The sequence below is a fragment of the Lysobacter terrae genome (assembly GCF_054782215.1).
This window is the reverse complement of the sequence record NZ_BAAGSX010000001.1, coordinates 1103164-1129982: the sequence shown is the minus strand read 5'-3', so window position 1 is coordinate 1129982 and position 26819 is coordinate 1103164. Positions and strand designations below refer to the sequence as shown.

At 64.1% G+C, this 26819-nt stretch carries 23 protein-coding genes; 7 read left to right on the top strand and 16 right to left on the bottom strand.

All coding sequences use genetic code 11. The features are described from left to right. Window positions 1-180: 180 nt before the first annotated feature. The 3 genes from ACYVJ8_RS05420 to ACYVJ8_RS05410 form a co-directional block, all read right to left on the bottom strand. Window positions 181-3180, bottom strand: coding sequence for a TonB-dependent receptor (locus ACYVJ8_RS05420; RefSeq protein ID WP_460710051.1), 3000 nt, complete (start codon window positions 3178-3180; stop codon window positions 181-183). Window positions 3181-3549: 369 nt separating this feature from the next. Continuing rightward, window positions 3550-4545, bottom strand: a complete 996-nt coding sequence (locus tag ACYVJ8_RS05415; RefSeq protein WP_460710049.1) for a LysR family transcriptional regulator — start codon at window positions 4543-4545, stop codon at window positions 3550-3552. Window positions 4546-4609: 64 nt separating this feature from the next. Further along, complete coding sequence (locus tag ACYVJ8_RS05410; protein ID WP_460710047.1) at window positions 4610-4852, bottom strand: hypothetical protein; 243 nt, start codon at window positions 4850-4852, stop codon at window positions 4610-4612. Between the two features lie 10 nt (window positions 4853-4862). Here ACYVJ8_RS05410 and ACYVJ8_RS05405 point away from each other — a divergent pair, with 10 nt between their 5' ends. The 6 genes from ACYVJ8_RS05405 to ACYVJ8_RS05380 all read left to right on the top strand — a co-directional run bounded on the left by ACYVJ8_RS05405 (window position 4863) and on the right by ACYVJ8_RS05380 (window position 10999). Next, window positions 4863-5606, top strand: coding sequence for an SDR family oxidoreductase (locus ACYVJ8_RS05405; protein ID WP_460710045.1), 744 nt, complete (start codon window positions 4863-4865; stop codon window positions 5604-5606). A 35-nt stretch (window positions 5607-5641) separates the two neighbouring features. Continuing rightward, entirely contained in the window at window positions 5642-6280 is a 639-nt protein-coding gene (locus ACYVJ8_RS05400) for a 2-dehydro-3-deoxy-6-phosphogalactonate aldolase (RefSeq protein WP_460710043.1), read from the top strand. Continuing rightward, window positions 6277-7428: a galactonate dehydratase gene (gene dgoD / locus ACYVJ8_RS05395; RefSeq protein WP_460710041.1), complete on the top strand. Its 1152-nt coding sequence runs from the start codon at window positions 6277-6279 to the stop codon at window positions 7426-7428. The genes ACYVJ8_RS05400 and dgoD overlap by 4 nt, the downstream gene beginning before the upstream one ends. Before the next feature lie 10 nt (window positions 7429-7438). Further along, window positions 7439-8350 carry an SMP-30/gluconolactonase/LRE family protein gene (locus ACYVJ8_RS05390; RefSeq protein ID WP_460711053.1) on the top strand — a complete coding sequence of 304 codons (912 nt, stop codon included), beginning with the start codon at window positions 7439-7441 and terminating at the stop codon, window positions 8348-8350. Further along, on the top strand, window positions 8347-9231 hold the full coding sequence (locus ACYVJ8_RS05385) for a 2-dehydro-3-deoxygalactonokinase (RefSeq protein ID WP_460710039.1): 885 nt from the start codon (window positions 8347-8349) through the stop codon (window positions 9229-9231). Before ACYVJ8_RS05390 ends, ACYVJ8_RS05385 begins: the two co-directional genes overlap by 4 nt. A gap of 100 nt (window positions 9232-9331) precedes the next feature. Next, window positions 9332-10999 (top strand): glycoside hydrolase family 43 protein, encoded by a 1668-nt coding sequence (locus tag ACYVJ8_RS05380; protein ID WP_460710037.1) that lies wholly within the window; start codon window positions 9332-9334, stop codon window positions 10997-10999. 20 nt (window positions 11000-11019) lie between these two features. On the opposite strand, the gene ACYVJ8_RS05375 is transcribed toward ACYVJ8_RS05380, so the two are convergent. Beyond that, entirely contained in the window at window positions 11020-12642 is a 1623-nt protein-coding gene (locus tag ACYVJ8_RS05375) for a family 43 glycosylhydrolase (RefSeq protein ID WP_460710035.1), read from the bottom strand. Between the two features lie 274 nt (window positions 12643-12916). On the opposite strand from ACYVJ8_RS05375, the gene ACYVJ8_RS05370 reads away from it, so the two are divergent. After that, window positions 12917-13690 carry a rhodanese-like domain-containing protein gene (locus ACYVJ8_RS05370; protein ID WP_460710033.1) on the top strand — a complete coding sequence of 258 codons (774 nt, stop codon included), beginning with the start codon at window positions 12917-12919 and terminating at the stop codon, window positions 13688-13690. Here the strand turns inward: ACYVJ8_RS05370 and ACYVJ8_RS05365 are convergent. Genes ACYVJ8_RS05365 through ACYVJ8_RS05310 form a run of 12 tightly spaced genes read right to left on the bottom strand, consistent with a single transcriptional unit; the run spans window position 13685 to window position 26728 of the window. Beyond that, window positions 13685-14155: a hypothetical protein gene (locus ACYVJ8_RS05365; protein ID WP_460710031.1), complete on the bottom strand. Its 471-nt coding sequence runs from the start codon at window positions 14153-14155 to the stop codon at window positions 13685-13687. The genes ACYVJ8_RS05370 and ACYVJ8_RS05365 overlap by 6 nt on opposite strands. A 2-nt stretch (window positions 14156-14157) precedes the next feature. Beyond that, complete coding sequence (locus tag ACYVJ8_RS05360; protein WP_460711051.1) at window positions 14158-14538, bottom strand: type II secretion system protein; 381 nt, start codon at window positions 14536-14538, stop codon at window positions 14158-14160. 8 nt (window positions 14539-14546) lie between these two features. Beyond that, entirely contained in the window at window positions 14547-15026 is a 480-nt protein-coding gene (locus ACYVJ8_RS05355) for a prepilin-type N-terminal cleavage/methylation domain-containing protein (protein ID WP_460710029.1), read from the bottom strand. Beyond that, the gene (locus ACYVJ8_RS05350; protein ID WP_460710027.1) at window positions 15023-17314 is read right to left on the bottom strand and encodes a secretin N-terminal domain-containing protein; all 2292 of its coding nucleotides are present in this window, start codon (window positions 17312-17314) and stop codon (window positions 15023-15025) included. The genes ACYVJ8_RS05355 and ACYVJ8_RS05350 overlap by 4 nt, the downstream gene beginning before the upstream one ends. A gap of 12 nt (window positions 17315-17326) precedes the next feature. After that, window positions 17327-17812, bottom strand: coding sequence for a hypothetical protein (locus ACYVJ8_RS05345; protein WP_460710025.1), 486 nt, complete (start codon window positions 17810-17812; stop codon window positions 17327-17329). Next, window positions 17809-18372, bottom strand: coding sequence for a hypothetical protein (locus ACYVJ8_RS05340; RefSeq protein ID WP_460710023.1), 564 nt, complete (start codon window positions 18370-18372; stop codon window positions 17809-17811). The genes ACYVJ8_RS05345 and ACYVJ8_RS05340 overlap by 4 nt, the downstream gene beginning before the upstream one ends. After that, on the bottom strand, window positions 18360-18881 hold the full coding sequence (locus ACYVJ8_RS05335; protein ID WP_460710022.1) for a hypothetical protein: 522 nt from the start codon (window positions 18879-18881) through the stop codon (window positions 18360-18362). Before ACYVJ8_RS05335 ends, ACYVJ8_RS05340 begins: the two co-directional genes overlap by 13 nt. Continuing rightward, a complete protein-coding gene (locus ACYVJ8_RS05330) occupies window positions 18872-19618 on the bottom strand; it encodes a hypothetical protein (RefSeq protein WP_460710020.1) in 747 nt (248 codons plus the stop codon). Before ACYVJ8_RS05330 ends, ACYVJ8_RS05335 begins: the two co-directional genes overlap by 10 nt. A gap of 3 nt (window positions 19619-19621) precedes the next feature. Further along, window positions 19622-21313, bottom strand: coding sequence for a GspE/PulE family protein (locus ACYVJ8_RS05325; protein WP_460710018.1), 1692 nt, complete (start codon window positions 21311-21313; stop codon window positions 19622-19624). Then, the gene (locus tag ACYVJ8_RS05320) at window positions 21310-22491 is read right to left on the bottom strand and encodes a type II secretion system F family protein (RefSeq protein ID WP_460710016.1); all 1182 of its coding nucleotides are present in this window, start codon (window positions 22489-22491) and stop codon (window positions 21310-21312) included. Before ACYVJ8_RS05320 ends, ACYVJ8_RS05325 begins: the two co-directional genes overlap by 4 nt. Next, a complete protein-coding gene (gene gspG, locus ACYVJ8_RS05315) occupies window positions 22488-22916 on the bottom strand; it encodes a type II secretion system major pseudopilin GspG (RefSeq protein WP_460710014.1) in 429 nt (142 codons plus the stop codon). The genes ACYVJ8_RS05320 and gspG overlap by 4 nt, the downstream gene beginning before the upstream one ends. Beyond that, the gene (locus ACYVJ8_RS05310) at window positions 22916-26728 is read right to left on the bottom strand and encodes a hypothetical protein (RefSeq protein ID WP_460710012.1); all 3813 of its coding nucleotides are present in this window, start codon (window positions 26726-26728) and stop codon (window positions 22916-22918) included. The genes gspG and ACYVJ8_RS05310 overlap by 1 nt, the downstream gene beginning before the upstream one ends. Between the last annotated feature and the right edge of the window lie 91 nt (window positions 26729-26819).

Below are 26819 nucleotides of genomic sequence, written 5' to 3'. Positions count from 1 at the left end.
CGGTCGTTCAAATCCGGTTCGTCGTTCGGTACGTACGCCATAAGCTCCATCTTCAGCACGACGACGTCGTGCGGCGCTTGCGCGGAAGCGCAGCGTGAACGCCGCTCACGAGCGGCCTGCAGCGAGACACCGACCAACCGGTGAGGAGAGAAACCCCTCCCCTCACCGGCCGCATCGCGCTTAGAAGCTCACGCGGAGGGTGGCGGCGTAACGCGTGTCGTTCACGTACCAGGAGGTGACGCGCTTGCCGGCTTCGTTCTGATCCATGATCGTGCGCTGTTCGGCGTTGTTGAGATTGTTCATCTCCAGGCCGAGCTGGATGTGGTCGTTGAACTTGTAGAAGATCGAACCATCCAGCTGACCATACGCGTCGCTGTAGACCGGAAGTTTCCAGGCCACGGCTTCGCCGGCGAGGTTGTTGTTGGTGCCGTTGTAGCCATTGGCTCCGACCGACAACAGATACTCGCTACGCCAGTTGTAGGCCAGACGGATCTGCCAGGGCCCTTTCTCGTAGAAGGCGGCCACGTTGTAGGAGTTCTTGGACAGACCGTCGGCCGGCACGTCGCCGTACGTCGAGCCGTCGGTATCGACCGGCTGTGCATCCACTTCGTTCGGTATTTCGGTGGAGCTGTCGATGTACGTGTAGTTCGCCGAGATGCCCAGACCGTCGAAAGGCGCCGGCAGGAAGTCGAAGAACTGGGTCCAGCCGAGCTCCGCACCCTGGATGCGCGCCTTGCCCGTGTTGATGGTGCGGGTAACCAGGTAGTCGTAGTCGTTGCCGTCGGTACCCGGATAGGCCACAAGTTGCGACTGATTGCGGAAATAGTCCTTGATGTCCTTGTGGAAGAAGTTGATCCAGGCCATGCCACCCTTGTCCGGATCGAAGTACCACTCCAGCGACAGATCGAGCTGGTTGGCCTTCATCGGCTTCAGGTAGGGGTTGTCGGTGGACCCGCCCGTGAGATTCAGATCCTCGATCGGCACGACCTGATTGGGATTGTTCGGATCCAGCGTGATGCCATCCTTGAGGCTGGCGCTCAGGACCTGGTAGGCCTGCATGTCGCTGAAAGCCGGTCGCGCGATGGCCTTGGAAGCGGCGAAACGCACGATCACATTGTCGATGGGTTCCCAGCGGACGTTCAGGCTGGGCAGCACGTCGGTGTAGGAATTCTTGGCGGTGATCGGCTCCGATTGGCCCGCGCCCAGATACGGCGCATAGGGGACGTCCGGGTAGACCAGGTACCCGTGAGCGGAATTCTCCGTGCGCACCGCGCGCACCCCTACGTTGCCGTCAAGACGTGCGTTGTCCAGCGAGAAATCCAGCATCGCGTAGGCGCCGGTGGTGTGTTCGCTCTGCGCGTTGTTCCACTGCGGATCCTCAAGGTTCCGCGGTGTGATCTGTCCATAACAGCAGCTGTAGTATGGGGTGGCGGCCCCGTGGATCGCCTGATAGCTGCCCGGAAAACCGAGTGCAGTTCCCCGTACCGGCGCAAGGAAGGTGCCTGGCGTACCGGCATCGCCGCGGAAGAAGTTGTTGAAGGTGTTTTGGTGCACCAGGCTGGAGTTCACCATGTCGTTCAGATCCAGTCCCGGCAGCGGCTGGCCGCCCGGCAGAGCCCACCCTTGCATCCAGGTCTGGAATACCGGTTGCCAGTCGTACCCCGAATCGATGGTGGTGGCGCTGCGATCGGTCAGACGCACGCCGGCCTTGAATGCCCTGACGAAGCCGCTCTCGAAGCTGTGCCTGAGGTCCGCGCGCCAGGCCACCTGCTTGGCCTCGTTGTCGTCCCGATGGTCCATGGTGAAGCCCCAGTAGTAATTGGCGGGGTTTCCCGTGAACTGCTCATCGATACCGATGGACGGACGGCTACCGGTGAGGTCGACGTCGATATAGGGCACATTGATGCCCAATGCCACGGTGGAATCCAGGCCATTGGTGGTGGCCTTGATGTATTGGAAATCGGTTGTAAGTTCGGTGCTCTCGCTGAGCGTCCACTTCAGTCCGTAGGAGAAGTCGGTGGTCTTGGACTCACGGTGGGAAGCACGGATGTCCGTGCCCATGGGGATATCGCCAGGCTGGACGAGCCGTCCCGAGCGGAATACGTTGCCGTCCAGCTCGTAAGGCTGGCTGGTGTCCAGCGAAACCGCAGTGGGATCATTCCCGACAAAGATGGCATCCTCGGACCAAAGCTCGTCGTATTTGCTCTGGAAAGCGGTTGCGTAAAGTTCGAGCGCGTCGCTGGGGCGCCACTGCAGGGCGAGATAGGCGCCATCGCGCTTGCGTTCGTACTCCAGCGTGCGCCAGTCGGCGCCGCGCGGCAGCCACAGTTCCTCGTTGGTGCCGTCACCGTTCACATCGGTGTTGTCGTTCTTAAAGAACGGACGGACGAACATGCCGTCAGTACGCGTGGACAGTTCCGAATGGGCAACGTCGACCAGGATGCCGAATTCGCCGTCGCTGGTATCCCAGGTGTTGCTGTACAGCGCGGAGCCGGAAGGCTTGTATTTATCGACGAAGTCGCCGTAGTTCTCGCTCAGAGTGAAGCCGATCTTCTGGCCGTCGAAGTCGAATGGCCTGAAGGTGCGCAGATCCACGGTGCCGCCAAGGCCGCCCTCGATCATGTCGGCCTTCTGGTTCTTATATACGTCTACGCCGGCCATCAATTCGGAAGGCACGTCCTGGAAACTCAGGCTGCGGCCGCCGGATGCGGAAAAGCTGTCACGGCCGTTGAGTTCGGAACGCACCTGGGTCAAGCCACGGACCTGCACGCCGCTGCCTTCGGCCGAGAAGTGTTCCGGATCGCCTACCGACAGGAAGTGGTCGATGGTTACGCCGGGAATACGCGACAAGGTTTCGGTGACGCTGCGGTCGGGTAGCGCGCCGATATCCAGCGCGGTAACCGAGTCGACGAAGGTGTCTGCGCTACGCTTGATGTCCTGGGCTCTGTAGACCGAACCGCGGATGCCGGTGACGACGACGGTGTCGAGATTGGTCGCGTCTTCCTTCTTGGTTTCCTTTGCATCCTGCGCGTCGGTCGTGGACGCCGCTTCCTGTGCGTAGACGTTGGCGCTTAGAAGCGCGGTAGCGATGCTGAGGGCGATGGCGGAGCGCTGCAGTGCACAGATGGACGAGCGACCCACCATCCGTACGGACGGATGACGGCGTTGACGCGTTGACATGAATCGATCCCTCCCAGGACACATCACAAACAATTGGGTTGTGTTTTTCAGGTCCGCACGCGTCGTCGCGCGTTTGTGGCCTGTCTCTGCCGTTCCGAAGGCGGGCACTGGGTCCGATTGGCGGTCCCGCCGGCGCTGGTTTGCTGGGCCCCCGAAGCAGTCGGTTCCGGCATCCCCTCCGATTCCGCCACGCCGTCGCCGGCGTTCCAGGGCTTTGTTGTCGGCTGCTCCTGACTTGTCATCAATTGGTCAGAAGCAACTTCGGGGCGAGCATAGGCAGGCACGACATGCCATACCAATGAAATGTTTTGCGCGAGCTATATCGTTTTTGAATGCGGCAGTGCATCAAAAACGAATACCGGAACCGAGTTATCCGGCTGGACCGTTCGCGCCGTGCGGCGCCCCATTGGACCCGGGCATGTCGGGCGCTGGATAAATGCGACGTGCGGTTTCGCGCAGGGCTTCCAGCACGCGTTCGGCGCCGGGAGAAAGCAGTTGGTCGCGGCGGCGCACGATGCCGAAGAATTCCATGCGCACGCCCAGCTCGATCGGCAACACGGTGAGCTGGTTGGATTCGAGGTACGGCGCGACCGATTCCACCGGCAATGCGGTCAGCAGATCGCTGTCGCGCAGCAGATTGGTGATCACCGGCAGGGCCGAAGTCTCGATGATGTTCTGCGGCGGTTGCAGGCCGCGCTCGAGAAACACCGCATCCAGCCGGGCGCGCAGCACGCTGGCCGCCGGCGGCAAGACCCAGCCGTAGTCGGTCAGGTCGGCGTGTTCCAGCCGGTCGCGCTGCGCCAGGGCATGTCCGGCCCGGGCGATGACGGAATGCGGCTCGTCCGCCAAGGGTTCGAATTCCAGATCGCCCGCGCCTTCGGGCCCCATGATCCGGCCGATCACGATGTCCAACTGCCCATCCAGCAGCTTGGCCACCAGCGGCCGGCTGTAATCCATCTCCACGCGGATGAGGATGTCCGGGAAGTCGCGTTTCACCGCGGCGATAGCCAAGGGCACCAGGTTGGTACCGGGATTGACCACCGTGCCGATGGACGCCTGCCCCATCCGCCCGCTGCGCAGGGCTTCGATCTCGTCGTGGGCACGGCCGATCTCCGACAACGCCGAGCGGGCACGCCGGATCAGCACCTGGCCGTACCAGGTGGGGTCGACGCCGCGGGCATGCCGTTCGAACAGCGGCACGCCGAGCATGCTCTCCATTTCGGCCAGCAGCTTGGACGCCGCCGGCTGGGTCATGTTGGCGGCCTCCGCGGCCCGCAGCACGGATCGCTGCTCGTGCAGATGCAGCAAAAGCAGCAGCTGACGGGTCTTCAGCCGTGAGGCGTTGAACCAGCTTGGTTGGACCATGACGGAAATCCGTGGGACGGGCAGTCGCACCTATTCAATCACGGAATAGAAGCCGGGAAAAATTTCATTTGTCGTACATACGTACGGCAAGCAAGGCTATGCCCCACGCCCGACTGCGATCCGCCGCGATCAGGGCCTGAGAAAGGGTTCCACTGTTGGAACCGCCGCCGCGCACGACGCTGGACTGCCCCATAAGAAAGCAGCCAGAACGCGCCGGAAACGTCGCTGCGAGCCGGGAGGAGGTCCATGGCGCAATCTGACGACCGCAGCGCAAGCTGCCATCCGTCGCTTCGGCTTGGTCATCCATGGAACTCCATATGAGTGCTCGTCTTCAGAACAAGATCGCCATCGTCACCGGCGCCGCCAGCGGCATCGGCGCGGCAACCGCCCGGCTGTTTGCCGAACACGGCGCGAAGGTGATCGGCCTGGATCGCAATCCATCGACGGTCGCCGGCACGCAACACCTGCTCGTGGACGTCACCGATGCGGACGGCATCGCCGCCGCCGCGCGGCAGGTGCTGGACGAACACGGGCGCATCGACGTGCTGGTCAACAATGCCGGCGCCGACGTCTTTTCCGAACCGCTGGCGCTGAGCGATGCCGATTGGGAGCGCTGCCTCGCACTGAACCTCAAGGGCGCATGGAATACGGCGCGCGCAGTGCTGCCGGCCATGCTGGCGCAAGGCGCGGGCTCCATCGTCAACATCGCCTCGGTGCACGGGCACAAGATCATCCCCGGCGCCTTCCCCTACCCGGTCGCCAAGCACGGCCTGATCGGGCTGACGCGTTCGCTAGGCATCGAATACGCCGCGCGCGGCATCCGCGTGAATTCCATTTCGCCGGGCCTGATTCTGGTGCCGCGCATCGAAGCCTGGTTCGCCGCGCAGCCCGATCCGGAAGCCAAGCGTCGCCAGCAGACCGAGCTGCTGCCGTGCAAGCGCATCGGCACGCCTGAAGAAGTCGCCTATACCGCGCTATTCCTCGCCAGCGACGAAGCGCGATTCATCAACGCCGCCGACATCCTGATCGATGGCGGACGCTCGCAGCTGTATCACGAATGAAAGGCGGGCGAATGACATCGGCGAGCGATCCACGCATGAGTCCTGCCGCGATCGCTCACGCCTCGCCGTTCCGCCTGCCGTTGATCGCGATCCTGCGCGGCATCCGCCCGGATGAAGCATCCACGCATGTGCAGGCCCTGGTCGAAGAAGGCTTCGACGCCATCGAAATCCCACTCAATTCCCCGGACTGGGCGACCAGCATCGGTTCGGTGGCACGCGAGTTCGGCGATCGCGCCTGGATCGGCGGCGGCACCGTGCTGCGCGAGCAGGACGTGGACACGCTGCGGGATCTTGGCGCGCGTTTCATCGTCACGCCCAACACCAATCCGGATCTGATCCGCCATGCCGTCGCGCGCGGGCTGCTGGTCGCGGCGGGCTTCGCCACGGCCAGCGAAGCCTTCGCTGCCATCGATGCAGGCGCGCAGATGCTCAAGCTGTTTCCCGCATCGGTGTACGGCCCCACGTTCGTACGCGCGCTGCGCACCGTCCTGCCTCCCCTCCCCCTCTTCGCCGTCGGCGGCATCACCGCACCGCTGCTGTCCGCCTACCTCTCCGCGGGCAGCAGCGGCGCCGCCGTCGGCGGAGAACTTTACAAACCGGGCCAGCCCGTGGATACCACGCGCCACCACGCGCGCGTATTCCGGCTGGCCTATCTGGAGCACAACACCGCATGAAGATCGTGCGCTTGAGCACCTACCACGCCGCGCCACGCTGGTTGTTCCTGAAGATGGAAACCGACGAAGGCATCGTCGGCTGGGGCGAACCGGTCGTCGAAGGCCGCGCGCACACCGTGGAAGCGGCGGTGCATGAGCTCTCCGACTACCTGATCGGCAAAGATCCTTCCCGGATCAACGACCTGTGGCAAACGCTCTATCGCGGCGGCTTCTATCGCGGCGGGCCGATTCTGATGAGCGCGATCGCCGGCATCGACCAGGCTCTGTGGGACATCAAGGGCAAGGCGCTGGGCGTTCCTGTTTACGAACTTCTCGGCGGCCGCGTGCGCGACCGCATGAAGACCTATCGCTGGGTGGGCGGCGATCGTCCCGCGGATATCATCGCGCAGATACGCCAGTACCAGGCAGCGGGCTTCGATACCTTCAAGTTCAACGGCACCGAGGAACTCGGCCTCATCGACAACGCGGCAGCCATAGACGCCGCGGTCGCCAAGGTCGCCGAAATCCGTGCCGCGTTCGGCCACACCATCAGCTTCGGCATCGACTTCCATGGTCGGGTCAGCGTACCGATGGCGCGCGTCCTGTTGCGCGAACTGGAGCCGTATCGCCCGCTGTTCGTCGAAGAGCCCGTGCTTGCGGAGCAGTGCGAGCACTACCGCTCGCTCGCCGAATCGACGTCGATCCCCTTGGCGGCCGGCGAACGCATGTACTCGCGCTTCGACTTCAAGCGCGTCTTCGAACGCGGCGGCCTGGCCATCGCACAGCCGGACTTGTCGCACGCCGGCGGCATCACCGAATGCGTCAGAATCGCGGCCATGGCCGAGGCCCACGACATCGCGCTCGCCCCTCACTGCCCACTCGGGCCGGTGGCGTTGGCGGCCTGCCTGCAGGTGGACTTCGTCTCGTGGAACGCCGTCCTGCAGGAACAGAGCATCGGGATCCACTACAACCACGGTACGGCGGACCTGCTCGACTACGTCGTCAACAAGCAGGATTTCGCCTGCGTCAACGGGGATATCGCTGCGTTGCCGCGCCCTGGCCTCGGCGTTGAAATCGACGAGGAACGACTGTTCGCGGCGGCCGCACAACCGCCTCGCTGGCGCAACCCGGTGTGGCGTCACGCCGACGGCAGCGTGGCCGAATGGTGATGCCGTGACGGTGCACGCAACGGCGCATATCGAACCGGCGCTCGTCGTCGACAGCCGTTGCGAGCTGGGCGAATGCGTATTGTGGTGCGACCGGCGTGAAGCACTGTTTTGGACCGACATCACTACGGCACGGCTTTGGATGTACGTGCCGGACAGCGGCGTCACTCGGCATTGGGATCTGTCCGAGCGGCTGGGCTGCTTCGCTCTCTGCGACGACGGCCGTTTGCTGCTCGGCATGGCGAAGGGCCTCTACCTGGCCGATCCGGGCCTTGCCCAGGACGCGCTGTTGGTAGTGCGGCATGTGGTCGATGTGGAATGGGAACGCCCCGACACCCGCCTCAACGACGGCCGTTGCGACCGTCACGGCAACTTCGTGTTCGGGACGAAGCTGGAGGGCGCCGGCCGAGTTCCTGGCAGCTTCTATCAGTTCTCGTTCCGGCGCGGCCTGCGCCGGCTGGCATTGCCTGGCGCGGCGATTCCCAACTCCCTCTGCTTCAGTCTCGACGGCCGCACGCTGTATTTCTGCGATTCGCGTTATCCCGAAATCCATTGCTGCGACTATGAGCCCGAGTCGGCTACGGTGTCGCGCATTCGCCGGTTCACGGCGATCGCGGCCACTGGCGCCTCGCCGGACGGCTCGATCATCGACGCCGAAGGCCACCTGTGGAACGCGCAATGGGGCGCCGCACGCGTCGTGCGTTACCGCCCCGATGGCAGCATCGACAGGATCGTGCAGATGCCAGTCCCCAATCCATCTTGCTGCACGCTTGGCGGCCCGGACTTCAATCGGCTTTACGTGAGCACGGCACGCGAAGACATGGAGGCGGAGGCATTGATCCGCATGCCGCACGCAGGCGGCATCTATTCCGTGTTGCAGGATGTACGCGGCCTTCCCGAAAGTCGCGTGGTGACGAGGTCATGATTGCCGTCGATTGGGGCAGCAGCCGCCTGCGCGCGTACCGTCTGGACGATCATGGGCACATAATCGATCAGCGCCGAAGCGATCGCGGTGTGTTGTCCAGCGATGGGCGGTTCGCGGATGAACTCGCCAGACAGATCGAAGGCTGGGACGATGAGCTCATCCTTCTGTGCGGCATGATCGGCAGCCGCAGCGGCTGGCTGGAAGCGCCTTACGTCGAATGCCCGGGCGACGAGCGGGAAATCGCAAAGGCTATTGTCAGGCTCAAGTGCGACCAGCCCGGCCTTGCGGGGCGCGATCTGCGCATCGTCCCCGGCATGATCGATCGCAACTCCTCCGCGGTGAGCGACGTGATGCGGGGAGAGGAAACCCAGGTGCTTGGCCTGCTCGGCATGCTCGGCCCAGGTACCCACACCCTTTGCCTGCCGGGTACGCACAGCAAATGGGTACAGGTAAGCGATGACGCCATCGCTTCGATCCACACCATGATGACGGGTGAGACATACGCCCTTTTCCGCACCCACAGCGTGCTTGCCCGGTTGATGGCGGCGGACGATGTGCCACTGGATACCGAATCGTTCGATGCGGGCCTTGCCCGCAGCAGCCATTCCGGCGGGTTGCTGCATCACCTGTTCGGCGTGCGCACATTGGGGCTACTCGGCAACTTGTCGGATACGCAATCCCCTTCCTATCTGTCCGGCCTACTCATCGGACATGAAGTCCGCGAGCAGGCCGCCCGCGCATCGCAGGTCCATCTGATCGGCAACGACCGCCTGCAGCTTGCGTATGCGCGTGCTTTGAAAGCATTGGGTGTCCATGTCCACTGCCATTCCGAAGAGCTCGCGGCAGCAGGCCTGCATCGGCTGTCGCGTGCGCTCAGCTGAACCTCCGCGAATACAAATGCGGATCCAGCCATGTGTTTCCTGAAATCGTCGGCTACCGCCTGAATCGGCGAGCCACCAAGCGCTCTCCAAGGAGAAGAATTTGAAGCGACTTTATTTGATCTTTGCGCTGGCAATTCAGACGGCTCACGCCGGCAGCGCCGTCGTCACGAAGATCGACTACAGCGGCGATGATGGTGGCCCCGCCCCGACGGAGTCGCAGTACCGCAATCCCGTGATCGCTGGCTTCTACCCCGATCCTTCGGCCATCCGCGTCGGCGACGACTTCTATCTGGTCAACTCGTCGTTCGGCTATTTCCCCGGCCTGCCCGTGTTCCATAGCCGCGATCTGGTGCAGTGGACCCAGATCGGCAATGCGATCGACCGCCCCAGCCAGATCGACTACGGCCGTAACGAACTGACGCGCGGGCTGTTTGCCGCCAGCATCAGCCACCACGACGGCACCTTCTACATCACCAACACGTGCTTCTACTGCGATGGCGGCAACTTCGTCATCACTGCTCGGAACCCGGCCGGTCCGTGGTCGGATCCTGTCTGGCTGGGCTTCGAAGGCATCGATCCGTCCCTGTTCTTCGACGAGAATGGAACCGCTTGGCTGGTAAACAACGGTCTGCCCGAAGGCAAGCTGCGCTACGACGGACATCGTGCGATCTGGATCCAACAGTTCGACACGACTGCGATGAAGCTCGTGGGTCCGCGCAAGGTGATCGTCGACGGAGGGGTGGATCCTGCGGCCAAGCCCGAACACGTCGAAGGCCCGCATCTTTTCCGTCGCGGCAAGTACTACCACCTCACCGCAGCCGAGGGCGGCACCGGCGAGCAGCATGCGCAGATGATCTACCGCAGCACGAAGGTCACGGGCCCGTACCAGGCCTGGTCCGGCAATCCGGTGCTTACGCAGCGCGATCTCGATCCAGCTCGGCCGGCGCCGATCACTTCGGCTGGACACGCTCAGTTCGTAGAACTGAAGGATGGGTCGTGGTGGGCCGTGTTTCTTGCCACCAGGCCCTATCACGGCAACCAGTACAACCTGGGGCGTGAAACGTTTCTGCTGCCGATGCGCTGGCATAACGGCTGGCCAACGGTGCTCTCGCACGGTGAGCGTGTGCCCGTCGTGGCCTCGCGGCCTGCCCTGCCACGCGATCGCCACGCGGCGCCTACCACTGGGCCATTTGACTGGAGCGAACGCTTCAACGCATCGACGCTGCCGCTGCAATGGATGACGATAAACGTACCGACGCAGGCGTGGTACGCGACCGGCGAACATGGACTGCGCATCACACCCTCGCCAACGCCGCTGGGCGACTACGCCAGCGGTCAGCCGGCCTACGTCGCTCATCGATTGCAGCATCACAAAGCCACCATTGATGCCACGGTCGACGGGCGTGACCTCGCCGTCGGCGAGCAAACCGGACTGGCGCTATTCCAGAACGAAACGCACTTCTACGCGACGATGCTGGCGCGCGATGCGAAGGACGCCGCCGTGGTGCTGTATCGCCGCGCGGGCAAGGCCGATCCGGCCATGGGCGTGCCGCTGGCGCGCATAGCGCTCCCCGATACGTCGCATCCGCTCAGGCTGCGATTCCAGCTCGATGGACCGCGAATGCAAGCGCTGTACGCTGCAGGCGACGAGGACTGGCAACCGCTATCGACAGACCTCGATGCGAGCGTGCTCAGCACGGACACGGCCGGTGGCTTCACCGGCGTGACGTTTGGTCCCTACGCCTATGCGCTGGGAGTGAGCCCTTAACTCTACTTCCAGCAGCAGGATCATCGGTCGAGCGCGCGGTATTGGACATCGCGCAGCACCACGTGGCCGTTCTCGGCGCTGTAAATCCCGACCTTTAGGCTCAGGAAGCCGCCAAAGACGTTGTGGTTCAGGCCCGACACCTCCATGCGTGTCGGGTGCAGCCTCCATGAGCGGCCATCGTCGTGGGAGTATTCGTAAGTGACGATGTGTTTGTCATTGGTGAGTCGCACGCGCACTTGCCGAGTCGCGATCGGAACCCGCGCCCAGCCCTGTTCTTCTGCGTACTGGAAGGTCTTGACCGCTTCGCGTGTGAACCCCACCCCCACGAAAGCCTTGTGGCTGTAGAACAACAGCAAGCCACCTTCGGCGTCGCCGGCCAGCTCGAGCGCTGCCTCTACCTGATAGGCGCGATCCGGCACGATAAACGTCAATGGCGAGCTATCGGCCGGCGAGGTGCCGGCCCCGGCCAGCTTTAGCGCCTTGCCCGCGCGCTCGACACGCTTCATCTCCTGCGGACTGGGATCGTGGAACGCCCACTGCAGACCGAACCGATCGGTGGAAAAGTCATCGGATAGCGCGAATCCAGCGGGGCCGGACTTGCCCTTCGCCGGTTTGCGGATCGGCTTGGACAGATCTCCACCTTTGGCTCGGAACCAGCCGTCAGCGGTCCACTCAATCGGCTCAATCAAGGTCTGGCGGCCCAAGGTCCTGAAGCCGTTCTCGTACCCGTGGTAGACCATCCACCAATCACCCGCGGGCCCTTCCACGAGCGTGGCGTGTCCTCTCGACCACCAAGGCTCCGACGCCGACGTGGTGCGAACCAACGGATTGTGCGGGCAATGCTCCCAAGGCCCGTGCACGGATCTGGAACGCGCGGCGATAACCATGTGGCCGGTGGGCGGCCCAGCCGTGCCGCCCACCGCGGTGATCAAGTAGAACCAACCACCATGGCGGAGCAGTTTCGGCCCCTCGGGTGCGAAGTTCTCGACGATCCAGTCGTCGGGATAGCGCCACGGACTGTAGGCGGGTTCGACCGCGCCATCAGTCGCGAGCCCGTCGTCGGTGAGCCGGATCTTGCGGATGCCGTTGACGAACAGATAGCGCTTGCCGTCTTCGCCGACGACGTGTCCTGGGTCGATGCATCCGGAGATCCCCAGATCGATGGGGTCGCTCCAGGGCCCGCGGATGTCGTCGGCCCAGATCGCAAAGATCGACCAGCCTTTGTCGTCAGGATTGGCCGGGAGGTAGATGTAGTAGCGGTCGCCGTGCTTGCACAGATCCACCGCCCAGATCGTCCCGAGTTGCTTGCGCAATGCGGCGGCGACGGGCGTCCAGTTGACCAGGTCGGTCGAATGCCAGATCACGAGGCCCGGGTAGGAATAGAACGACGAGAACGTCATGTAGTAGTCGTCGCCATCCTTGAGGATGGTCGGATCCGGATGATCGCCGGCGACGATCGGATTGAGGTAAGTACCGTCTCCGAGGTCCGCCTTGCGTTGTCCCTCTATTCCCTTCTGCCATTTTGGTGAGATCGGGCTACACGCCGCCGCTGGCGGCCGCGCCTCCGACCGTCCGGCCAATGGCGAGGCGATGGCTCCCGCCGCCAAGGTCTTGACGAGATCTCTCCGGGTGATCTTCGGCATGATGGGCTCGCTGCTCCCTATTCTGTTGTCGATTCCACTGTCGCAATGCTCGCGCTGACGCACCAGCGCGTCCTTCACTTTCCGTTTGAGCTATTCGCGGGCTTCGCGTGCCCGTTGGATCAGATCGTTCTCATTGTGCCGAAAGTTCTGCGCATTGCGCGGAATTTGGAAAAGTCCTAGTCGCTCCAAGGATCGCGGCCGGTGCATGCCCCCGAGTGATGAGCTCACCGATCCTTGTATAGTTGCGAACAGGCAAGCTGTCGCAAGGAACGCAATGCAGCACTTCCGGCATCACATTCCGCTCCGGCCGTTGGGTGCGCTCGTGCTCGCCGGGCTGCTGTCGGCCAGCGGCGGGGTCGCCGGATCGACTTGTCCGCTGGCGGCCGCTGCTCGGCCAAGCGCGACGGCAACGGCGCCCCAGATCAACGAGGATCGCACCTGTTTGGTGGACGCCCGGTCGGTGGGAGATAGCCAGGACGTGTTCGATCTGCGCTCGCGCGGGGAATATCTCGACTATCACCTGCCCCAAGCCAAGCACGCGAGCGTGTCGGCCCTATCCGCGTTGCGCCGCGGCAACGACGCTGCCTTCGTGGCTTACGACAACGGAAAATCTCGATCGGCGACATTCCTGCTGTGTGAGCAATTGCGCCGTGCCGGGCTGAATCAGGTCAAGCTGATCGACGGCGGCATCGCGAGTTGGACGCAAGCTCACGACAGGCCCGAGCGATTGGCCACCAGCCGCCTGGCCGACAACGAAGTCATGGCGGCTTTGGCGGATCGACATACGGCCATCGTCGCGTTGACGGCGCCATTGAAGGCCGCGCTCACCGAACATCGATTAGGGGCCGGCAGCGGAACGCGCTTGACGGTCCTCGCCGACCCCTCGACTCCCATGACGGACATCGAGGCCCAGCTGAAGGGCAAAGGGATCGCTTTCTACTGGGTCGGAACCGCGCCGCAACTGCGCGACCTGATTCATGCCCATCTGCTGCAGGACCGGAAGCGCCTTGCCGGTCCGGCGCAATCGGCGACTTGCAGCGCGCTATAACCTGCGGTCGGTGTCGCGCTTGCCAGGCGATGCGCGGAACACCCACTCGGCGTAGCTCTGCGCGCCTTCGAAATCGGCGTTCTCGGGATCGAAACCGGCGATCTTGAGCGGCATGCGCTGCGACATCGAATGCACGCCGACAATGCGTCCGTCTTCGATCACCAGTCCCCATTCCTGGGTATTCGTGAACGGATCGAAGTACAGCTTGCGCAAGTGCCGCCGAACGGCGCCGTTGCGGCGATCGAGCAGCAACTCGTCGATCGACATGGGATAGGCGCGTGCGGCGTTGGCATCGCGATAGCTGGCCAGGGCGCGGCGGAATTCGGAGCCGATCCGGAGCAGTTCAGCCTCGTTCGAGCGTACGCGTTCGTAGTATTGCAGGCTGCCTAAAGCCAAGGCGGAAATCGCCAGCACGGCGAGCGCGAACAGCAGGAACAGGTAGGCGAAACCGGATTGCCTTTTCATGGCTAGAGATCCGAATAGGCTACGCCCTGCGGCGTCAGGCCACGCGCTCCGCTGGCGATATCCGCGACGCCTTCCAACTTTCCTTCCGGATCGCCCTTCAGCATCCAGGTCTGCGCACTGTCGGTCAGAGGATCGACGGGCACGTTCTTGATGTACTTCGCCTCCACCAGCTCCTGCAACGATTCAGGCAACCTGCCCTTGTCTTCGTAAAAATGGTCGATGCCTTCGCGCATGACCCGCAGACTGCTGGTGAGCGCGGTCAGCTTCGCGTTCTGCACCGAGCCCTGGTAGCGCGGCAGCGCGATCATGATCAGCGCCGCGATGATGGCCATGACGACCATCAACTCGATGAGGCTGAACCCGCATACGCGGCGTCTATGCATCGTCATCGCTACCAGTCCCGGTAAGGCACGCCATTGAGGCCGGTGTCGGACGAAAGGCTGTACACATCGAACACATCGTCGCCTTCTGCCGGCGCATCGGGTGGGCTGGCATAACTGCGTAAGCCCCATGTCGCTTCGGCGGGAATCGCCTGATCCGAGTGGAACGGATCGCGCGGCAGACGGCGCAGGAAATACATGCGATCGCGATCGGGCGATGTCGCGTCTTCCACGCCCTCGACTAGGACAGCTAGGTTGGGGGGATAGCCGCTGTCGCCGCTGCGGACGGGAATCTTGCCCTGCTCGGTGGCCTTCTTGTAGCGATCGATCGCCGTGCGGATCTGTGCCAAGCCTGTGCGCAACTCGGCTTCGCGGTGGCGTTGCACCGCCAGCCGCGCGGTGGGCACCGCGATCGACAGCAGCACCGCCATGATCGCCAGCGAGGCCATCAGTTCGATGAAGCTGAAGCCGCTGGCTTTTGCGGTTCTCATCGGATGCGGATGCTCGCGTCGGCCAATCGTGCCGGTGACTTCACCTCGGGACCGGGTGTCGCCGACAGCAAGCGGACCTGGGTCTTGTCCGTGGCCACCAAAGCCTTGAAGGTGATCTGCAGCAGCGATCCCTGCCCGGATACCGCGGTCCCCTGCCGGACGACGGTGGCGGAAATCTTGCCGTCGCTGAGATTGATCTGTTTGGCGAGCGTCGATTGCCCACCGCCCTGCGACATGAAGGTCCCCTCCTCCACGCTCACGACCTGCAGCACCTGCGGGTCGAAGCCGAGCATCATGGGAATCTGGTCCACGGCCTGCAATGCGCTGACGTTCAAGACCGCAGTGAACTGTTCGCCGACCTTGACCTCGTTCGGCGCGGACCAATCGAACAGCACGTTACTCGCGGGAGCGATCGGCTGCGCTTGCGCCGGTTCGGACGCGGGCACCGCGACCGGCGTCGCCGCCGAAGACGGCTCCGCCACAGATGCGGCGGCTTCGGCCTGAGTCGTAGCCGGAATTGACCGGCTACCGCCCAGATGCGTCGCCGTGCCGCTTTCGAACTCGAGCTCATCCAGATCGGCATTTCGAACACCGCGCACCAGGCGAGGCCGAATCGACAAAACGATCTCGGTATCCTGGCGATCGCTCTTCTGCGAGCCGAAGATGCGGCTGAGGATGGGGAATCGCGATATTCCAGGCCATCCGTTGGCTACGCGGCGGTCTTCCTTGTTGATCAGGCCGGCGAGGATCTGGGTCTCGCCATCCTTCAGCCGCAGGATCGTCTGCGCATTGCGGGTACCGATCTGGTACGAGAGCGTCCCCGAACGAGTCACGATCTCGCGGACCAGATTGCTGACCTCCAGATTGATCTTGATCGACACTTCGTCGCCGACGAATACCGCCGGTTCCACTTCAAGCTTGAGACCAACATCGACGTAGTTCACCGTCTCGGAAACGAAGCCGGTCGATGTCGACGTCGACGTGATCACCGGCACGCGGTCGCCAATGAGCACGCTCGCCTTCTCGCGGCTCTTCACCCGGATCTTGGGGTTGGCCAGGATGCGCGCATCGGAACGCTCGTCGTGCAGCTTGATCGTGGCGTTTGGAATGCTCGCGTAGATGTTGTTCGAATTTAGGCCGCGAAGGTTCGAGAGCGGAATGGAATTGCTCGTCTGTCCCGGCGCGTTCAAGGAAACGCCGATCTCGTTGGGGAGGCTGACGCCGAGGTCGAGCAGCTTGGATCGCTTGATCTCCAGCACCTCCACGTCGAGCATGACTTCGGGCTCGCCGATGTCCTGCAGCGCCACGATCTTTTCGGCCAGGCGGATGGCTTCCGGGCTGTCGCGCATCACCAGCAGGTTGAGCTTCTCGTCGACCACTATGCTTTCTGTCTTCAGCAGGGTCTTGAGTGTCTCGGCCACCTTCCTCGCGTCGGCGTTGGCCAGATAGAAGCTGCGCACATTGAGCTGACGGTAATCGTTGATCTTCTGCGGCGTGCTGGGGAACACGAGTACGGAATTGGCATTCAGTACGCGCGTTTCCAATTGCGTGGACAGACCGATCAGGCGGATCGCCTCATCGAGCGGGGTCTTGCGCAGGAAGACAGTGACCTTGAGGTCGGGACGGATGTCCTGGTCGTAGACGAAATTGATTCCGGACGCCTGCGACAGCACTTCGAAAGCGGCCTTGACCGGTACGTCGCGGAACTCGAGGGTCACCGGCTTCTTGAAGCGATCGTCCAGGCTGCCGCCTTCCTGGCGTTGCTGCGCCGTGCTGGCGCTGCGGATGCGGTCAAGGCTGTTCTGTGCACGCAGATTGTCGGGCGCTTCGGCGAGGACATTGCGCACCAGCCGTTCGGCGGCTGCGAGATCGCCGGCGCCGATTAGCTCGTCGATCTTCACCAGTTCTTCGTTCTGGCGCCGCATGTCGGCGATACGCCGCAGCCATTCCAAGGCGGCCGCATTGCCGGGCTCCACCTGCAATGCCTGCTGATACAAACCCTCGGCGCGACTCAGGTCGTTGTCGGCGCGCGCACGCGCCGCGTCCTTGAAGATCGCTTCCATTGCGGCCTGCTTCTTCAGCAGGTATTGCTGACGGTAGCGGACGTCCTTCGGCCGCTTCGCCAGCGCCTGCTCGTACTCCTGCAGGGCCTCGACGTAGTGGCCATCCGCAAACAGGTCGTTCGCATCGCGGTAGTGGCCGGCAGATCCGCAGGCGCAAAGCTGCGCCAGCAGCAGCGATGCCACCAGTGCGCGGACTACGTTGCGAAACGAACGAGAGACAGACATTTCAACCTCGGGTCATTCAATCAAGGCGGGGTCGCGGACCGGATAGCGGCGCGAATCGCCCGTCGGTACATAGGTGAAGTAGGCAAAACCGGCTTCGACGCGGTCCAGGCGGTACGCGTTGTCCAGCGATTCGGCAGGCTTGAGCGAATAGTTCTCGCCGTTGAATTCGACGAAGACCGAGGGCCCCGTCTCCGACTGCATCCATCCCAACACCTTGATCTCGGGCACGGGCGGCGCAACCGGGGCCGTGGCCTGTGCAGGCGGTGGCAAGGACACCGTAGGCGCGGGTGTCGCGAAAAGCTCGGCGGAAAGGTGCTGATGACGCCGCTCGCGGAGCGCGGCCTGCTGCGTTGCCGGCGCTTGCGTGTGGCGAGCGCTGGAGCGCGGCCGGACCGCTTCGACCAGCGTCGCGTCCGCCGGCGCCTTGCCACCGAAGATCGCCAGCAGCGCGAGCACCGCGATGCAGGAATACGCCAGCGGCCGGAACCAGCGCTTCATCGCCCGCCTCCCGCCGCCACGCTATCGTCGACCATCGCCACCGCGAGCTGCACTTCGGCGGACACCAGTTCGGCGCTCGGAGCGTCCCGCGACACGCGCAGGCGCGATAGATACAGCGAACGATCGGCGGCTTGCAGGCGTTCGAGCGCCGACGCGATCTCAGCCCAACGTGCCTTCAAGGTGAATACCGCGACCTGGCGCGTCAGGCCTGCATCCTGGACGGGCTCGAACTTGAAACGGATCCGCTCCGGTTCCAGCCCGGCCGTCTTGAGCGCCGCAATGATCCGGCGGTTCAGTTCGAACCGCTCGGCGATGGCCGGAAGCGGCAGCGCCGCCACTTTTTCCCGGTGGGCCTGCGGGCGCGAGAGCGCGTGAAGCGTATCCATGCGCGCGGACAACTCGCGCTCCGCGCGGGTCAGGCGCAGGTGCGACCATGCGGTGGCCGCCGACAGCGCCACGAGCAATGCGAAGCCCGTGGCCGCGACGATCGAGGCCATGCCGTATCGCAAGTAGTGGCGCTGCGCCCACCACGCGAGGCGCCGGACGGTCATTCGTTCCATTGCGCGGTGACCTCGAACTTGATGGTCCCTGCTTCCCGCTCAAGCAGGAGCAGACGGACGTTCGTCAATTGCCGTGAGCGCTTCTGCAAGGATTCGGCATAGGCGTTGGCCCCTGCGGCACTGTCGGCACTGCCGTCGACGCGTATCGCCCCCGTCGTGGGGTTGACGTCGGTGGCGAGCAGTCTCACGCGATCGTTCTTGGGCGCGAGCATCTGCAGCAGTTGCGCCCAATCGCGGTTGAGCAGGGCGATCTGCGCATTGATCTGGCGCATGCCGGCGGCACTCAGCGACGTCGTCGGCTCGATCGGTCGCCCCGCGCTTCGCGAGGCGAGCCTGGCCGCCCGTTCTGCGCGAAGTTCCTGATCTATCCGACGCGCATCCAGATCCTGTTTCCAGTCCAGCAAGGCCAGCACGCCGGCGGCCAGCAACGCCGCGATGACCAGTGCGCGCACACCACCGCGCGACCTCCGCGGCTGCCATTCCAGTTCCTGCAGATGCTTCACCGACATGCCGCCACCACTGCGTGCGCGGCCGACACCGGCTTGTCGGTTCCCTGCAGCGCCAGGCCGACGAAGGCTCCGGGCGGCGGGGACGTCGCCAGCCAATGCAGCGAGCCGTCATTGGCGAACGCCATCCGTTTGCGCGAGGCCCAGACCGTCAGGTCGTCCAAGCCATGGCCATCCGGTGCCAGCGTCTCCACGTACGCGACACGTCCCTCCTCGAGCGTGATCGCGGTGAAGCCGTCGTCCTCGGCATAGGCGAGCAGTCGTGGACCTTGGCCCAATGTGCTCGCGTATCGGGCCAGGATGGGCATGGCGCTGGTCGCGATGCCACTCAACTTATATCCGGCTGCGGACAATGCGGACTGCAAGGTTTCTCCGAGCGCGCGTGGATACGCAATCGCAAAAATCGGAGCGCCGTAATCGGGCCAAAGAATCTGGACCTGATGGCTATCCGGCGAAACGCCCTGCCCCACGGCAAACGCGTCGGCGACGTAGCGCCGGATCGCCGCGCCGCTATCGCACTGCGGTGTCCAGGGCAGTACGACGAAATGGCAAAGCCGCGCGGAGAGGATGATCGAGACCGCGTTGACCTTGCCCAACTGCTTGCCGATTTGCTGAAGCACGACGTCCCACTTCTGCTGGAGGGGATCGGCATGCGCGCCGTGCAACGGCGTCAGCGGGGATTTCCCCAGCGCGAGCCAGGTGGAACCGGAGACATAGAGACGAAGCGACTGACTGCCCACGCGCTACTCCGCGAAAGTGACGCGGTTGACTTCGGCGAGCGTGGTTTCGCCGCGATAGAACAGTTCCAATGCTGCCAGGCGCAGGCTCTTGCTGCCCTGTTGTGCCGCGTTCGCCCGCAACGCGCTTATCGGTGCCTTGGTGGCGACCAGTTCGCGCAGCGTGTCGTTCATGACCAGGTATTCGGCGACGGCGCGCCGGCCCCGGTAGCCGGTACCGCGGCAGTGCCCGCAACCGCGGCCGCAGCGCAGATCGCGCCCAGCGAGCTCCTCCGGCCGCAGTCCGGAAAGCGCGACTGTGTCCGGGTCGGGCTGATAAGGCTGCGAACATTGCGGGCAGTTCACCCGCATCAGGCGCTGCGCCCATACCCCCACCAGCGCCGACGCCAGGCTGTACGCATCGACGCCCATGTGCAGCAAGCGTCCGACCACGTCGAATACGTTGTTCGCGTGCACGGTGGTCAGCACCAGGTGGCCGGTGAGAGCCGCCTGCACGGCGATCTGCGCGGTTTCCTCGTCGCGGATCTCGCCGACCATGATCTTGTCGGGGTCGTGGCGGAGTATGGAGCGCAGACCTCGCGCGAAGGTCAGCCCCTTCTTCTCGTTGACGGGAATCTGCAGCACGCCCGGCAGCTGGTACTCGACCGGATCTTCGATGGTGATGATGTTTTCCTGGCCGCTGTTTATCTCGTCGATGGCGGCGTATAGCGTCGTGGTCTTGCCCGAACCGGTCGGGCCGGTGACCAGCACCATGCCGTATGGCTGCGCTATGAGCTTGCGTAACGCGTTCAACGCCGCCAGATCCATGGCGAGATCCGCCAACTGCAACCGGTGATCGTGATTGCCTGTCAGTGCACTGCGGTCGAGCAGGCGCAGCACCGCGTCCTCGCCGTGAATGCTGGGCATGATGGAGACGCGGAAATCGACGTGCCCGCCGCGTGCGTGCACACGGAAGCGGCCGTCCTGCGGAATGCGTCGCTCGGCGATGTCCAGGTCCGACATCACCTTGATGCGCGAGATGATGCGCTGCGCCGTATCGGCGCCGGCGACCTCTGAAACCGGCATCAGCACGCCGTCGACACGGAACTTGACCGTCATGCCGCCGGGCACGGATTTCAGGTGGATGTCCGATGCTTCCTGTTTCAGGGCGTCGTAGAGGATGGAGCTGACGACGCGCACGACCGGACTGGCGTCGGCTTCGATCTTTTCCAGCGACAGGATTTCGCCATCGCCGGCCGTGGAGACGTCCTGCGCGAGCGCATCGACGTTCTGTTCCGTGGCGCGAACCGCCTGTTCCGCCTGCGCGAGCAAGGTGCGGATGTCGTCGGCATGGGCCAGCCGCACCGCATGCGGTTGCGCGATGGTCGCCTGCGCCCACTGCGCCAGTTCGTCCGCGAACGGATCGGCCAGCACCAGCGTAAGAGCATCGTCCGCGCCGCGCAGGAGGATGCAGTCGCGCCGCGCGAACTCGGTGTACGGCGCCAGGCTGAAATCCGGGGTCGACGCGTACAGTTCCAGCGAGGGTATCGGTTCGACATGCGCCAGGACCGCAAGCGCGGCGAGGAAGGAGGCGCCATCCAGGCCCAGCTCCTCCTGCAGCACTCGTAGCCACGAACTGCCTTGCAGCACCGCGCGTGCGCGGATCGCCCGCACGTGTGCAACATCCAGGGCCGGCACCGCCGCGACTTCCAGGTTCATTGGCCGATGCTCCCGACCAGGTCGAATATCGGGGAATACATCATCAGCACGATCGCACCGATCACGAGGCCTATCGCGGACATCAGCAGCGGCTCGAATAGGCGGGAGAAGGTATCGACCTTGCGGTCGAGGGCGATGTCCAGGAACTCGGCGAGCTTGTCGCACATCTCCGCCAATGCACCGCTGCGCTCGCCTACGCGCAACAGGCTCTCCGCGATCGGGGGAATCAGGCTGGTTCCGGATAGCGCTTCGCTCAGCATCTGGCCCGAGCGCAGGCGATCGGTCGCTTGCAGCAGTTCGCCGGACTGCGTGGGAGTGACGATGCCTCGTGCCATCTCCAGCGATTGCACCAGTGGAATGCCGCTATCGAGCAGCAGTGCCAGGGTCCGATACAGACGCGACAAGCCGAGTGTCTGGAAGATTCCCGACAGCACCGGGAGTCGCGTCGCCCGCTCCAACAGCATGCGTCGGCCCGTGGCACTGGTGCAGATCCAGGCAATGGCGCTCACCGCGCCGGCCAGCAGCATCGCGAACCCCAACCAGTGCGACTGAATCCACTGCCCGCATGCGAGCAGCAAAGCGGTCGCACCGCCAACCCCTCGTCCGCTGCCGTCGAGGATGACACTGAATTTGGGCAACACGTACGAGATCAGGAACAGGATCACCGCGCCGCCTACCACCATCAGCAGCATCGGGTAGATGGTGCTGGCGGCGACCTTGCGTCGTATCTGGTTGATCTTCGCGTCGTAGGCCAAATAGCGTTCGAGCGTGTTGGCCAGGCCGCCGGAAGTTTCGCTGGCGGCGACGCCGGCGATGAGCACCGGCGGGAACAAATCGGTTTCGTGCGCCAACGCCTGCGAGAACGACGCGCCTTCGCGAAGACGGACGAGCACGCGCGCCAGCACCTGCCGGAAGCCGGCGTTCGCCTCCTTGCGGTCGAGCGCCTCGATCACCTCCACGATCGTGAGGCCCGCACGCAGGAGGGTCAGCGCTTCCTGGAGAAAGACCGTTTGCGAATAGGCGACCCGCGCCGGCCGGCTGGGCGGGTTCTCGATCTCCACGCGCAACACGCGCACGCCCGAACGCTGCGCCTTCGCCGTGGCCGCCGCGACCGAATCCGCTTCGATGTCCATCCATTGGGATTGGCCACCGAGCGACACCAACAACCGATGCTTCACCTGCCGGCCCCTACTCCCAGATCGGCGTCCTCTCCTTCGCCACCTGTCTTGCCGTCCTTGCCGTACGAAAACAAGTCGTAGTCGCCGGCGGCGCCGGGGACCCGGTACACATACGCATTGCCCCAGGGGTCGTGCGGCGCCTGGCTTTGCAGGTAGGGGCCGTTCCACTTCGACTCGCCATCGGGACGCACTGTCAGCGCGTCGAGCCCCTGCTCCGTAGGCGGGAAGTGACCGGTGTCGAGCCAGTACGCGTCGAGCGCCTTGCGCAACGAATCGATCTGCCCCAGTGCCGCGGTCCGCTCCGACTTGCCGATCTGCTGGAAGTAGCGCGGCGCCACGTAGGCGACCAGCACCCCGATGATCACGACTACTACCAGCAGTTCCAGCAGGGTGAAACCACCCTGCTCCCCACGTGCCTGCTTCATCACTGCGCCCTTAGCTGCCAATAGATGACCGGCGATTCCGTACCGATATCGTTGGCGCGCGTCAGGACGATGTCCTTGTCGCTGATCACCGATTCGTCCTGATCGACCGTTCCGTACCGCAAACGCCCCTGCACGACCTGGAAGCCTGGCGCGTCGACGATGTCCGCCAACACGCCCTTCACCCGCGCGCCATTGTTGGTCAGCACGGCCTTGTAGCGATACTCCCAAAGTCCCGTTTTGCGATCCAGTTGCTTGCTGGTGAGCACATAGCTGGCGATGGTCAGCCCGGCGTTGGCGTCGAGGTTCTGGTCGAGGCTGGTGCCCGCCAACGGCGTTGCCGATAGCCCGATGTAGTGCGGATCGCGGCTGACTACCTCGCCCACCGATACGGTGAACGGTTGATCGCCGTCGCGGACGCCATCGGCGACGGCGATGACCGTCGCGGCCTGCGGCGTAGACCAGTTGGCCGGCGTGAAGACCAGTTGCGTGGGCTGCACGTTGGCTTCGGTCGGATCGCTGGAGGTCAGCGGCACCACCACATCCTGCTGCGGGGCGCGCGTCAGGCTCACGTTGATCCGGCCGGAGTCGCGTCCCTCGCGCAGTTGGAGGCCGGTGACCGCCGTCGCCTGAACGCCACCCAGTTGCGGCGCATACGGAACCACCACGGTGCCCGGAGCATAGGCGCGACCCATGCCGCGGTCGTCGTAGATCAGGCCGTACACGTAGTAGGCACCCGGTGCCAGCCCGGCGGTGTTCCAGACGTACGAACCGCTGTGGTCGCCCGCGTCCTGGCGCAAGCCATCGACGATCTTCGTACCGGCGAAACCGCTGCCGCTTTGATCGTAGTAAAGGGCGATGGTGGGCTCGATATTGGGATCCGTGCCCGACCAGGCGATGTCCGGCAGGCCATCGCGCACATCCATGATCGTGGAAGGCGCGCTCAGTGCGATGCTCGGGGCCACGTAGGAGCCGGTGCTGACGAACAACGTCGTCAGCGGCGACCACGCGCTGACCGCACCCGCATTGTCTTCGGCACGGACGCGCCAGTAGTGCGTGGCCTTGTCCGCGAGCGCACTGCCGACCTGCCAGAGCACCGTATCGGCCGAGCCGCTGGCGATCAGGTTCTGCATCGGGAGGTCGCGGTACACCTCGAAGCGGTAACGCAGCGGATCGTTTTCCGGATCCACGGCGGGATGCGCTTCCAGCGTGGGATGCAGCGTGGCCACCCACGCGCGATCGCCCGGATTGGCGACCACCGGTACGGACGGCGCTTCGTTCTGCGCATCCATGAGGAACTCGCCGTTGCTCCACTCGCTTTCGGCACGTCCGTCGTTGGCCTTCACGCGCCAGTAGTAGCGCTGGTTCTCGACCAGTTGGTCGACCGCCCAGCTCGTGGTGCCGCTGCCGGCCGGGATCGGATCGGAAACACGCCGGTTGGACGAGTCGAACGTGTTGACCGTGTCGATTTCGAACAGGTAAGTCAGCGTGTCGTGATCGGCGTCGCTCGCATTCTGGGCGATCAACGTCGCCTGACCGGCGCTGGTCACATCCACGCCGTTGATCGGACTGGAGGCCACAGGCGCTGTCGGCGCGGCATTGCCCGTAAACGCCGTGAACCAGCGTGCCGGCGTGGCGGTACGGGCGCCGTGTTCGTCGGTCGCCACCGCACGCCAGTAGTACGTGGCGTGGTTGGTCAGCGATACCGTCATCGTCCAGCTGGTCGTACCGCTGGCATCCGGCGCGATGCCGCTCACCGAGTCATGGAGCTGCGACAAGGTGGCGTCCGGATACACCTCGAAGCTGTAGGTGACGGCATCGCCGTCGCGATCCTGTGCATTGGTCAGCGACAGCGTCGGTGTGAGCGTATCGACTTCCGTACCGGTGCTCGGCGAGGTCAGATTGAAGCTGTCGGGTGCGTCGTTGAACAGGTTGGTGAAGAACGAACCATCGACCCAGGCGCTCTGGATGTCGTCCGCGGCCAACGCACGCGCACGCCAGTAGTAACGATGGTTGTCGTTGAGGTCGTCGGCCGGACGCCACACGGTCAGTTGGCCGGCCGTGGGATTCTTCGGCACCGTGGCCTCGCCGAGTTTCTGCGTCAGGCCTTCGTCGTCATAGAGTTCGAACAGAACCGAGCGAGTCGGATCGTTGCTCGCCTGGCCGGTAAGCACCTGCAGTTCCGGGCGCAGACTGGGCACTTCGGCGCCGACGAGCGGACCGACCAGTTGCGGAATCGACGGGCCCGGCGGCGGTTCGGCAGACTCGACGAGAATCCGCGCCGAACGTGTGGCCGACAGGCTGCCATCGGTCGCCAGGTAATTGATGACGTATTCACCCGCCTGGCCCATAGCCGGCACCCAGTCGAAGATACCGGTGCCATCGCCTTGATCGATGAAGGTCGCGCCGGTCGGCAACGGTTCGGCCGACAAGGTGACGTGCCGCCCCATCGGGCTGGAGGCCTCGACCAGGAAGCCGAGCTGCTGCTTCTCCTTGATCACGCGATCCGGAACGAACTGAAGCACCGGCGGACGTGGTTCCGTGGACAGATCACGGAACGCGACGTTGTACTCACCTGGCGAGTTCACGTCGAAGACGTTGAACCAGTATTCCCACTGCTTGGTGTCCGGATTCTTGGTCTTGGACAACCAGACGTTTTCGGTAGCCATCGACTTAGCGTCCGCGCGCAGGACCGGACCCAGCAGCTTCTGGCCCTGGTACGGATCGGGCTTGCGCACGTAGAGGAAGCCGATGGACGGAGGCAGCGTCAAGCGATAGCCGCCGTTGGCGGCGGCCAGCGTGGCTTCCGCCGAACGATCGGTGACGTCGTTGTCCGGACCGGCGGACTCGTAGACCTTCAGCAACGTGCCGTCGATGGCCAGGAAGTCGCGCACCATGTCGCGTCCCGGCAGGTCCACTCGGACGTCGCGCAGCAACAGATGCGCGTTCGTCGCCTGCAGGAGCGACGTCAGCGCGCCGCCGAGCTCGTCGGCATGGGTGAAGGTGGCCGTGAAGTCGACGAAACGTCCCGCCAGATTGCTCTCCATCAGCCAGCGGCCCATCTTGCTGGAGCTGGACGGGATGTCGCCGAAGTTGACCAGCAGCGAGTTGCCGGCGGGCAGATCCTGCACGTAGCTGCCCGTAATGACGAAGCTGATGGGCAGGCCCTGTGCGTTCTCGACGATCTTCGGCTGCGCCGATTCGATCTTCAGCGACTTGGCCGCGGCCATGCCGGTGTTCTTGACGCGAACACCCAGGGTGTAGGGCTCCGGCGCTTCGATCTCCGCGGTGAAGGGATCGTCCGCGATCACGTCGCGGGTGAGGAAGTAATCGAGCGTCAGCTGCGGCAGCGGCTTGACCGTGATCGCATCCGGATTGAGCTCCATCACGTGCGTCTCGCTGCCGAAGCGATAGCGCAGCGTCGCACCGACCAGATAGCGCTTGCCGAGCGGTGAGTTCTGGGCAGCGCCGGGCGCGGGGATCAACAGCCAGTTGATCGTGGCGGTCGAACCGCCCGCGACCTGGCCGGCGCCATCGACGTCGTCGATGCCCTGCTTGCTGCTGACGCGGATGAAGAACTTCGCGTTGAGATTATTGGGGTCGGTGGTGATCTCGACCGGCGTGCCGATCTCGTCGGTCACCTTCACGTCGACATCTACTTCGGTCAACGCCGTGGTGGGCAACGAGTTGGTGATGCGCATTTCCGCATCGAACGCCTGGCGCTCGAGCGTGAGCTCCTGCTTGATCTCGATCTTGACGCGCGCGCAGACGGATTCCTGGGCGTGGGCCGGAGCCGCGATTGCGCTCAGTGCCAACGCTGTAGCCAGTCCGGCCCGAAGCCAGCTCTCAATACCCCATTTCATCCTTTAGCCCCCAAAACGCGCTCCATACATCGACGAGTAACGC

What these genes read in the sequence shown, in the direction of transcription:
- ACYVJ8_RS05420 (WP_460710051.1), bottom strand. Translation starts at nt 3,180, where the DNA reads ATGTCAACGCGTCAACGCCGTCATCCGTCCGTACGGATGGTGGGTCGC.
- ACYVJ8_RS05415 (WP_460710049.1), bottom strand. Translation starts at nt 4,545, where the DNA reads ATGGTCCAACCAAGCTGGTTCAACGCCTCACGGCTGAAGACCCGTCAG.
- ACYVJ8_RS05410 (WP_460710047.1), bottom strand. Translation starts at nt 4,852, where the DNA reads ATGGATGACCAAGCCGAAGCGACGGATGGCAGCTTGCGCTGCGGTCGT.
- ACYVJ8_RS05405 (WP_460710045.1), top strand. Translation starts at nt 4,863, where the DNA reads ATGAGTGCTCGTCTTCAGAACAAGATCGCCATCGTCACCGGCGCCGCC.
- ACYVJ8_RS05400 (WP_460710043.1), top strand. Translation starts at nt 5,642, where the DNA reads ATGAGTCCTGCCGCGATCGCTCACGCCTCGCCGTTCCGCCTGCCGTTG.
- dgoD (WP_460710041.1), top strand. Translation starts at nt 6,277, where the DNA reads ATGAAGATCGTGCGCTTGAGCACCTACCACGCCGCGCCACGCTGGTTG.
- ACYVJ8_RS05385 (WP_460710039.1), top strand. Translation starts at nt 8,347, where the DNA reads ATGATTGCCGTCGATTGGGGCAGCAGCCGCCTGCGCGCGTACCGTCTG.
- ACYVJ8_RS05375 (WP_460710035.1), bottom strand. Translation starts at nt 12,642, where the DNA reads ATGCCGAAGATCACCCGGAGAGATCTCGTCAAGACCTTGGCGGCGGGA.
- ACYVJ8_RS05370 (WP_460710033.1), top strand. Translation starts at nt 12,917, where the DNA reads ATGCAGCACTTCCGGCATCACATTCCGCTCCGGCCGTTGGGTGCGCTC.
- ACYVJ8_RS05365 (WP_460710031.1), bottom strand. Translation starts at nt 14,155, where the DNA reads ATGAAAAGGCAATCCGGTTTCGCCTACCTGTTCCTGCTGTTCGCGCTC.
- ACYVJ8_RS05360 (WP_460711051.1), bottom strand. Translation starts at nt 14,538, where the DNA reads ATGCATAGACGCCGCGTATGCGGGTTCAGCCTCATCGAGTTGATGGTC.
- ACYVJ8_RS05355 (WP_460710029.1), bottom strand. Translation starts at nt 15,026, where the DNA reads ATGAGAACCGCAAAAGCCAGCGGCTTCAGCTTCATCGAACTGATGGCC.
- ACYVJ8_RS05350 (WP_460710027.1), bottom strand. Translation starts at nt 17,314, where the DNA reads ATGTCTGTCTCTCGTTCGTTTCGCAACGTAGTCCGCGCACTGGTGGCA.
- ACYVJ8_RS05345 (WP_460710025.1), bottom strand. Translation starts at nt 17,812, where the DNA reads ATGAAGCGCTGGTTCCGGCCGCTGGCGTATTCCTGCATCGCGGTGCTC.
- ACYVJ8_RS05340 (WP_460710023.1), bottom strand. Translation starts at nt 18,372, where the DNA reads ATGGAACGAATGACCGTCCGGCGCCTCGCGTGGTGGGCGCAGCGCCAC.
- ACYVJ8_RS05335 (WP_460710022.1), bottom strand. Translation starts at nt 18,881, where the DNA reads ATGTCGGTGAAGCATCTGCAGGAACTGGAATGGCAGCCGCGGAGGTCG.
- ACYVJ8_RS05325 (WP_460710018.1), bottom strand. Translation starts at nt 21,313, where the DNA reads ATGAACCTGGAAGTCGCGGCGGTGCCGGCCCTGGATGTTGCACACGTG.
- gspG (WP_460710014.1), bottom strand. Translation starts at nt 22,916, where the DNA reads ATGAAGCAGGCACGTGGGGAGCAGGGTGGTTTCACCCTGCTGGAACTG.